Below are 7,621 nucleotides of genomic sequence, written 5' to 3' on the forward strand. Positions count from 1 at the left end.
TGACCGTGGCGCGGCCGATCGAGGTGATCGAAGGCCCGTTGATGGCCGGCATGAACGTGGTTGGCGATCTGTTCGGCAGCGGCAAGATGTTCCTGCCGCAGGTGGTGAAATCCGCCCGCGTCATGAAGAAGGCGGTGGCGCACCTGCTGCCCTATATCGAAGCGGAAAAGAGCGAAGGTTCATCCTCCAAGGGCCGCATCATCATGGCGACCGTGAAGGGCGACGTGCACGATATCGGCAAGAATATCGTGGGCGTCGTGCTCCAGTGCAACAATTTCGAGGTGATCGATCTGGGCGTGATGGTGCCGGCGCAGACCATCCTTGATGCCGCGGTGAAGCATGATGCGGACATGATCGGGCTTTCCGGCCTGATCACGCCCAGCCTGGATGAAATGGTGCATGTCGCCGGCGAAATGCAGCGCGCCGGCATGACCATGCCGCTGCTGATCGGCGGGGCAACCACCAGCCGAGTCCACACCGCGCTCAGGATCGCGCCCGCCTATGAAGGGCCGGTGGTGCATGTGCTCGATGCCAGCCGCGCGGTCGGCGTGGCCGGCACGCTGGTTTCAGACACGCTGAAAGAGGCGCTGGTGGCCGAAACGGCGGCTGAATATGAAAAGATCCGCATCCAGCGCGCCGGCGGCGGCCAATCGGCTCTGGTGCCGATCGCGCAGGCCCGCGAAAATGGCTTCCCGACCGATTTCATCGCGCATCCGCCGGTGAAGCCCGCATTCACCGGGGTGCAGACCATCGACGATGTGACGGTGGAAATGCTGATCCCCTATATCGACTGGACGCCCTTCTTCCGCGCTTGGGAACTGCACGGCAATTATCCGGCCATTCTCACCGATGAGGTGGTGGGCGCCAGCGCCTCCAGCCTGTTTGCCGACGCACAGGCGATGCTGAAGTCTATCGTGGCCGAAGATTGGCTGCACCCCAAGGGCGTGATCGCCATCTGGCCGGCGCGGCGCGAAGGCGATGATGTCGTGCTGTTCGCAGACGAAAGCCGCACCAGCGCCGTCAAACGCCTGCCGTTCCTGCGCCAGCAGATCGCCAAGCGCGATGGCCGCGCCAACATGTGTCTCGCGGATTTCATCCATCCCGAAGCCGATTGGCTGGGCGGCTTTGCCGTGCAGGCGGGCGAGGGCATCGATGTGCAACTGGCTCGTTTCAAGGCCGGGCATGACGATTACAACGATATCCTGCTGAAGGCCCTGGCCGACCGGCTGGCCGAAGCCTTTGCCGAATATCTGCATGAGCGCGTGCGCCGCGAGATCTGGGGCCACGAAAAGGGCAACAAGCAGTCGAACGAGGATCTGATCCGCGAACGCTACACCGGCATCCGCCCGGCGCCCGGCTATCCGGCCTGCCCGGAGCACAGCCTGAAAACCCAGCTGTTTGATCTGATGCAGGTGGAAGCGCGCGCCGGCATCACGCTCACCGACAGTTTCGCCATGTGGCCGACAGCCGCCGTTTCGGGCTTCTATTTCGCGCACCCGGAAAGTGCCTATTTTGGCGTGGCGCGGGTGGGGCCGGACCAGCTGGAGGACTATGCCGCCCGGCTGGGGGTGAGCCGCGAACGCGCCACCCAGTTGCTGCGGCCAAATCTCGACTAGCCGGGCAGGGCCTGCGCGGGGTAGGGAAGACATCCCCGCCCGCTGCCCGCCCTGTGAACGCCCCCGCCTCCTTCCCGGCTCCAGCCGGATACCTGGCTCGCCAGCGCGGCCTGCTGCCGGATTGGCGGCGCGTGCCGGTGCTCGCCATCGTCATCGCGCTGCATGTCCTGCTGATCCTGCTGTTGTTGTTGCTGGCGCCGCCGCTGCCCAAGGGCAAACCCGGCATCACCAGCATGGTGGCGGTGAATGTGGCCGCGCCGACGCCGCAGCGCGCCCAACCCAAGCCGCAGCAGCAGAAGCGGGCAGAGAAGGCCCCCAGCAATCCGCAACCCAAGCCAATGGTGACCGTGCCAGACGCGCCGCCGGCCAAGTGGAGCTTTGGCGATCCCGCCTTGCGCGATTTCGATCTCAGCAAGCTGGCGCCTGCCGACAGTGCACCGGCACAGATGGCCGAAGCCGGCCCGCCGGACAGCGCAGTGGTGGGCGTCGCGCCGGATGGATCAAAGCTCTATGCCGCCGAATGGCAACGCGAGCCCACCGATGCGGAACTCGCCTTCTATATCCGGAAGGCGCGTTATTCCGGGCCAGGGGCCTTCGGCCTGATCGCCTGCCGAACCGCGCCGCGCTTCAAGGTGGAAGATTGCCGCCCGATCGGTGAATCACCCGGTTCCGGCATGGGCTATGCGGTGAACGAGGCCGCCTGGCAGTTCCGCGTGAAGCCGCCGCGGGTGAATGGCGATTATCAGGTGGGCACGTGGGTGAGCATCCGGATCATGATCACTCCGCCGGGCGAATGAGGGGCCGACACCGCAGCGCCGGCCCCCAAACGTCAACGCCAATGCGTCACGGGTTCCAATGTCCGGAACCGGTTTGCATCGCGCCCTTGCCCGAACCGGTGATGACGCCGATGCGTTTGGCATAGCTGCCGGTCAGGCCCTGCAACTGGCCCCAGCACGCCATGCCGGTGGCCTGCGCGCCGGAGCAACCCCAGGCCGAGGTCCAGGTGCCGCCGGAATCGCTGCCATTGCACATCATGTGCTGATCAAAGACCTTGGCATTGTTCGGCTGGGTCATGGCAACGCAGGTGAAGTTCGACATCACCTTCTTGCCGTCCATCATCAGTTCACTGGTGCCGGACCAGGCCGCAGCGCCGAACGGCCGCCCATCAGGCCCGGCGCCGCCCACTGTGGTGCTGGGCGCGCTGGATGTTGAAACATAGGTGAAGCTTTGCGCACTGACGACACTGGCGCTGGCCAACAAGACAAGCGACATCATCCCGAAAACACGAGTTTTCATGCTGTTCCTCCCCCAAAGACAGTCACTTATGTGCTGTCGATTTCCTGCAGTTCCTTGCTTCGGATACAGGGGCAGGATTGCTCCTAATACCAAATTTGGGACTCGCAGTAGGGTGATGCTGCGCTCTTCAAGCGATGCTGTCGAACAAATTTATTAACAGAAATTTATCAGCAGCTTGCGTGCCAATAATGGCGTGGCCAGCTTCAATTGCCGGTCATCGAGCCTTTCACCTTGTTGGCGTCGATCAGCGTGATGGTGCTGCTGGCCTTGGCCAGGATCTTGCCATCCAGTGTCGTCAGCCGGCCTTCGGCAAATAATGTCCGCCCACCCGCCCGTTCGATCCAGGCTTCGGCGAGCACGCGGCCGGGATTGGCCGGCGCGAAATAGCTGACCTTGATCTCCAGGCTGATCGGCACGCGTTCGACGCCGAACTTTGCCATCACGGCGTGGGCCATGGCGGCATCGATCCAGCCGGCGACAAAGCCGCCCTGCGCGACGCCGCCGCTATGGCAAATGGCCGGCAGCACTTCATATTCGATCACCGCATGGCCGGGTTCGAAGCGGACGATGCGGCGCTGCGCGAGGCTGTGGGGCAGGGAACCTTCGGGGCCAGTATCGGGCGGTTGGGGAAATGCGGCTGCCTCGGTCACGCGGTTTTACCAATCTTGTCTTGGGTTTTCGTATCGAAGTCGCTGGCGTCGTGGCGTTCGTGCAGCTGGCTGGCGGGATCGCCAAAGGCGCGGTTCACCATGCGGCCGCGCTTCACCGCCGGGCGGGCGCCGATCTGTTTGGTCCAGCGGATGACATTGGTATAGCTCGCCACTTCCAGGAATTCGCCGGCGTCATAGAGCAGGCCCAGCGCCAGCGCGCCATACCAGGGCCAGATCGCCATGTCGGCGACGCTGTACTCGCTGCCCGCCATATAGTCGTTGTCCGCCAGATGCCGGTCGAGCACGTCCAGTTGCCGCTTCACTTCCATGGCATAGCGGTTGATCGGATATTCCTGCTTGGTGGGGGCATAGGCATAGAAATGGCCGAAGCCACCGCCCAGGAACGGCGCCGAGCCCATCTGCCAGAACAGCCAGCTCAGCGCTTCCGTGCGGGCGTGATGGTCCGTCGGCAGGAAGGCACCGAATTTTTCCGCCAGATAGATCATCATGGCGCCGCTTTCGAAGATGCGGGTGGGCGGGGTGGTGCTGTGGTCCACCATCGCCGGGATCTTGCTGTTGGGATTGACCGCGACAAAGCCGGAACCGAACTGATCGCCGGTGCCGATGTTGATCAGCCAGGCATCATATTCCGCGCCCGCGTGGCCCAGCGCCAGCAGTTCCTCCAGCAACACGGTCACCTTCACGCCATTGGGCGTGCCCAGGCTGTAGAGCTGGATCGGGTGCTTGCCGACCGGCAGCTCCTTTTCGTGGGTGGGGCCGGCGATGGGACGGTTGATGGCGGCGAAACGCCCTCCGCTCTCCCTGTCCCAGGTCCAGACCTTGGGCGGCACATAATCAGTCATCAGTCTGTCTCCGGGGGCAGGGATCAATCGTCCAGAGCGGCATAGACCATGGTGCGCATTTCCTTGCGCACCGGCCAAGTGGAGGACGGGATGAGCTGGGTCATGAAGATCCCGATCAGATCTTCCTCCGGATCGATCCAGAAGAAGGTGCTGGCCGCGCCGCCCCAGAAATAATCGCCGTTGCTGCCGGGCATCAGCGTCTTGTGGGCGGCCGTACTGGTGGCAAAGCCAAGGCCGAAGCCGACGCCATCATAGGCGGCTTCGGAAAACAGGCTGCGGCTCATGGCAGGCAGATCGACGCCGCCGGGCAGGTGATTGGCGGTCATCAGATCGAGCGTCTTGCGGCTGATGATCCGGTGGCCGTTCAGCGTGCCGCCGTTCAGCAACATGCGGCAGAACTGCAGATAATCGCTTGCCGTCGAAACCAGCCCGCCACCGCCGGAGATGAAGCTGGGCGGCTTGAGGTAGGAGGAGGTGGTGGGATCATCCTGCAGGGTGATGGTGCCGGTCTTGTCGGGCTGATAGCAGGCGGCAAAGCGGTGCTGCTGGCCTTCACGCACGTGGAAGCCGGTATCGACCATGCCCAGGGGGGCGAAGATTTCCTCGGCCAGAAACTGTTCGAACGGGCGGCCAGACACGACCTGCACCAGCCAACCCAGCACATCGGTCGCCACCGAATAATTCCATGCGTCACCGGGCGAGAATTCCAGCGGCAGCTTGCCCAGTGTCTTGATCATGTCTTCCAGCGTGCCGGCCTTTTCGATCTCGCCGATCTTTTCGCGGCGATAGGCTTCATCGACGTTGGTGCGCAGCTGGAAGCCATAGGTGAGGCCGGCGGTGTGGCGGAACAGATCGACCACCTGCATCGGGCGGGTGCAGGGCTTCGTCTGGAAACCGAGCTTGTGGGTGCCGGCGACGAACACGCCGAGGTTCTTCCATTCCGGGATATACTTCGCCACAGGATCATCGAGCGCGATCTTGCCCTGTTCGACCAGCATCATCAGCGCCACCGAGGTGATCGGCTTGGTCATCGAATAGATGCGGAAGATGGTATCTTCCCGGCACGGAATGCCGCGTTCGACATCGGCAAGGCCCTGCGGGTGGCTGTGCGCGATTTCGCCGTGGCGGGCGACCAGAGACAGGGTGCAGGGCAGGCGGCGAGTGGCGATGTATTTTTCGGCCAGATGCGCGTCCAGCCGGGCAAGCCGGGCCGGCGAAAATCCCAAAGTGTCGGTCATCGCGGCATCCCCGTCATGTTGTTGTGGCCGATCAGAAGGTCGGCTGGTCGTATTTGCGCGGCGCCACCTGGCGATGCAGTTCGCAGATCGCATCGGAACCGGCGGTCTTGTAGAGGCCGGGAACCAGCCCGTGGACGAAGCATTTCAGGCTGGCGACGAACATGCGGCCGCCCACGCCGAAGGCGGCGCCCATATGCTCGGTGTAGCTTTCATTCACCACGCGCGGGTGTTCGAGAAACAGGCGAGTGAACATGGCAGCCTCTCTGGCGGTGGAATCGATCAGGCCATATTGGCCGCAGCCGCGCGATGCCGCAACCGTGCCGTGCCGCCCATCAGCCGATTGATGGCCAGCGCCACCGCAATCGTGGCCAGCAGCGTCACCAGCATCAGATGGATATAGTGGGTGGGCGTCCACACCCAGGTGAACACGGCATAGAGCCCAACACCGAAAACCAGCGCCAGCATCACCGCGCCGGCGCGGATGCCGGTGAAGATCAGGCCGCAGATGAACGCCGCGAGGATCGGCATGGAGAGCAGGCCGTTCAACTGCTGCACGAGGTTGATGATGGAAGCGGCCCCGCTGTAGAGTGGAACCAGCGCGATGGAGATCGCCACGAAACCCAATGAGATGAAGGTGTTTAGCCGGCCGACATTGGGGTTGCGGTTGATATAGGCTTCGTGGATGTCGCACACCCACAGCGTCGTCGTGCTGTTGAGGATGGACGTATAGTGGGTGAGCACGGCCGCCGCCATGAAGGCCGCGAACGCGCCACTGGCCCAGGTGGGCATCACCTCGGCAACGATGCGGCCATAGGCGGTGTCTCCCAATGGACCGAACAATTTGTAGCTGGCGATGCCGGGCAGCACGACAATGGCCGGCACGATCATCAGGCGGATGATGCCGGCGGCAAACACACCCTTCTGGCCTTCGCGCAGGGACGGCGCGGCCATGGCGCGCTGGGTGATGTTCTGGTTGGTGGACCAATAGAAGGTCTGGATGAAGATCATGCCGGTGAGCAGGGTGGGCCACGGGATCGGGCTTTCGGGGCCGCCAACCAGCGTCAGCCGTTCGGCCGGGATGCCGGAGAAATCCCAACCGATGGCCGACAGCGCCAGCCAGACGATGGCCAGCGCCGATCCCAGTACGCCAACCCCAGCGATCGTGTCATAAACCGCCACGGCACGCAGGCCGCCGAGGATGGCATAGAGTGATCCCGCCACGCCCAGCACGGCGGCCAGCGGCAGCAGCGGCAGATCGGTGCCCGAAACGGTGCGCAGGAACAAGGCGCCGGTGTAAAGGGTGATCGGCAAATAGATCAGCAGGTTGCCGGCGAGGAACAGCGCCGAGACAAGGGCGCGCAGGGCCGGCGAGTTGTAGCGCTTCTGGAGGAGTTCCGTGGTGGTGGTGCAGCCCTCCCGGTAATAGACCGGCAGGAACACCAGCGCGAGAATGGCAAGGCCGGCGACGGCCGAAAGCTCCCACCAGGCCAGCAGCAGCATCTGCTGCCCGTTCATGCCGACGAGCTGATCGGTGGACAGGTTGGTGAGGGTGATGGAGCCAGCAATGAACGGCCAGGTCAGCCCGCCGCCGGCAAGGAAATACTCGCGGTTGTCGGCAGCGGCAGAGCGCTTGCCCTGTTTGCGCCCCATGCGCCGCACCTGCCAAATGGTGGCCAGCGCCATCAGGCAGGTCAACACGATGAAAACAGCGGTTTGCGTGGTGTCGAGCGTGGCCATCGCGGCCAAGGTTGCACGAACGCGCGGGCGCGGCTAGGGGCGGTCAGCAGACGGCTTCACTGGCGGCATGGGCGCTTAGCTCAGCGGTAGAGCATCTCGTTTACACCGAGAGGGTCGGGGGTTCGAAACCCTCAGCGCCCACCATGCCGCAGCCGGGCGAGAAGATAGCGCGCAGCGTCATCTTCCGACTGGCCGGGCTGGCTGCCGGCTTCAAGCCGGCA

The 7,621-nt window shown here is 63.8% G+C and carries 8 protein-coding genes and 1 tRNA gene; 3 read left to right on the forward strand and 6 right to left on the reverse strand.

Going from position 1 to position 7,621, the window contains the following annotated elements:
* Both RT662_RS12415 and RT662_RS12420 read left to right on the forward strand, forming a co-directional pair.
* A partial coding sequence (locus tag RT662_RS12415; protein ID WP_313671022.1) for a vitamin B12 dependent-methionine synthase activation domain-containing protein occupies positions 1-1,616 on the forward strand: 1,616 nt, incomplete at its 5' end.
* 53 nt (positions 1,617-1,669) lie between these two features.
* Complete coding sequence (locus tag RT662_RS12420; RefSeq protein WP_313671023.1) at positions 1,670-2,413, forward strand: hypothetical protein; 744 nt, start codon at positions 1,670-1,672, stop codon at positions 2,411-2,413.
* Between the two features lie 46 nt (positions 2,414-2,459).
* Here the strand turns inward: RT662_RS12420 and RT662_RS12425 are convergent, their stop codons facing one another.
* The 6 genes from RT662_RS12425 to RT662_RS12450 all read right to left on the reverse strand — a co-directional run bounded on the left by RT662_RS12425 (position 2,460) and on the right by RT662_RS12450 (position 7,400).
* A complete protein-coding gene (locus RT662_RS12425) occupies positions 2,460-2,912 on the reverse strand; it encodes a hypothetical protein (RefSeq protein ID WP_313671024.1) in 453 nt (150 codons plus the stop codon).
* A gap of 203 nt (positions 2,913-3,115) precedes the next feature.
* The gene (locus RT662_RS12430; RefSeq protein WP_313671025.1) at positions 3,116-3,562 is read right to left on the reverse strand and encodes a PaaI family thioesterase; all 447 of its coding nucleotides are present in this window, start codon (positions 3,560-3,562) and stop codon (positions 3,116-3,118) included.
* Positions 3,559-4,425: a glutathione-dependent disulfide-bond oxidoreductase gene (gene yghU, locus RT662_RS12435; protein ID WP_313671026.1), complete on the reverse strand. Its 867-nt coding sequence runs from the start codon at positions 4,423-4,425 to the stop codon at positions 3,559-3,561. Before yghU ends, RT662_RS12430 begins: the two co-directional genes overlap by 4 nt.
* Positions 4,426-4,448: 23 nt before the next feature.
* Positions 4,449-5,663 carry a serine hydrolase domain-containing protein gene (locus RT662_RS12440; protein WP_313671027.1) on the reverse strand — a complete coding sequence of 405 codons (1,215 nt, stop codon included), beginning with the start codon at positions 5,661-5,663 and terminating at the stop codon, positions 4,449-4,451.
* 31 nt (positions 5,664-5,694) lie between these two features.
* Positions 5,695-5,916 carry a DUF6356 family protein gene (locus RT662_RS12445; RefSeq protein ID WP_017669035.1) on the reverse strand — a complete coding sequence of 74 codons (222 nt, stop codon included), beginning with the start codon at positions 5,914-5,916 and terminating at the stop codon, positions 5,695-5,697.
* 26 nt (positions 5,917-5,942) lie between these two features.
* A complete protein-coding gene (locus RT662_RS12450) occupies positions 5,943-7,400 on the reverse strand; it encodes a sodium:solute symporter family transporter (RefSeq protein ID WP_313671028.1) in 1,458 nt (485 codons plus the stop codon).
* A gap of 69 nt (positions 7,401-7,469) precedes the next feature.
* Between RT662_RS12450 and RT662_RS12455 the strand changes: the two genes are divergently transcribed.
* Positions 7,470-7,544: transfer RNA gene (locus RT662_RS12455), tRNA-Val, on the forward strand.
* Positions 7,545-7,621: the final 77 nt, after the last annotated feature.

The organism is Sandarakinorhabdus sp. (assembly GCF_032115815.1).
In the GTDB taxonomy this organism is placed as follows: domain Bacteria; phylum Pseudomonadota; class Alphaproteobacteria; order Sphingomonadales; family Sphingomonadaceae; genus Sandarakinorhabdus.

What these genes read in the sequence shown, in the direction of transcription:
- RT662_RS12425 (WP_313671024.1), bottom strand. Translation starts at nt 2,912, where the DNA reads ATGAAAACTCGTGTTTTCGGGATGATGTCGCTTGTCTTGTTGGCCAGC.
- yghU (WP_313671026.1), bottom strand. Translation starts at nt 4,425, where the DNA reads ATGACTGATTATGTGCCGCCCAAGGTCTGGACCTGGGACAGGGAGAGC.
- RT662_RS12440 (WP_313671027.1), bottom strand. Translation starts at nt 5,663, where the DNA reads ATGACCGACACTTTGGGATTTTCGCCGGCCCGGCTTGCCCGGCTGGAC.
- RT662_RS12445 (WP_017669035.1), bottom strand. Translation starts at nt 5,916, where the DNA reads ATGTTCACTCGCCTGTTTCTCGAACACCCGCGCGTGGTGAATGAAAGC.
- RT662_RS12450 (WP_313671028.1), bottom strand. Translation starts at nt 7,400, where the DNA reads ATGGCCACGCTCGACACCACGCAAACCGCTGTTTTCATCGTGTTGACC.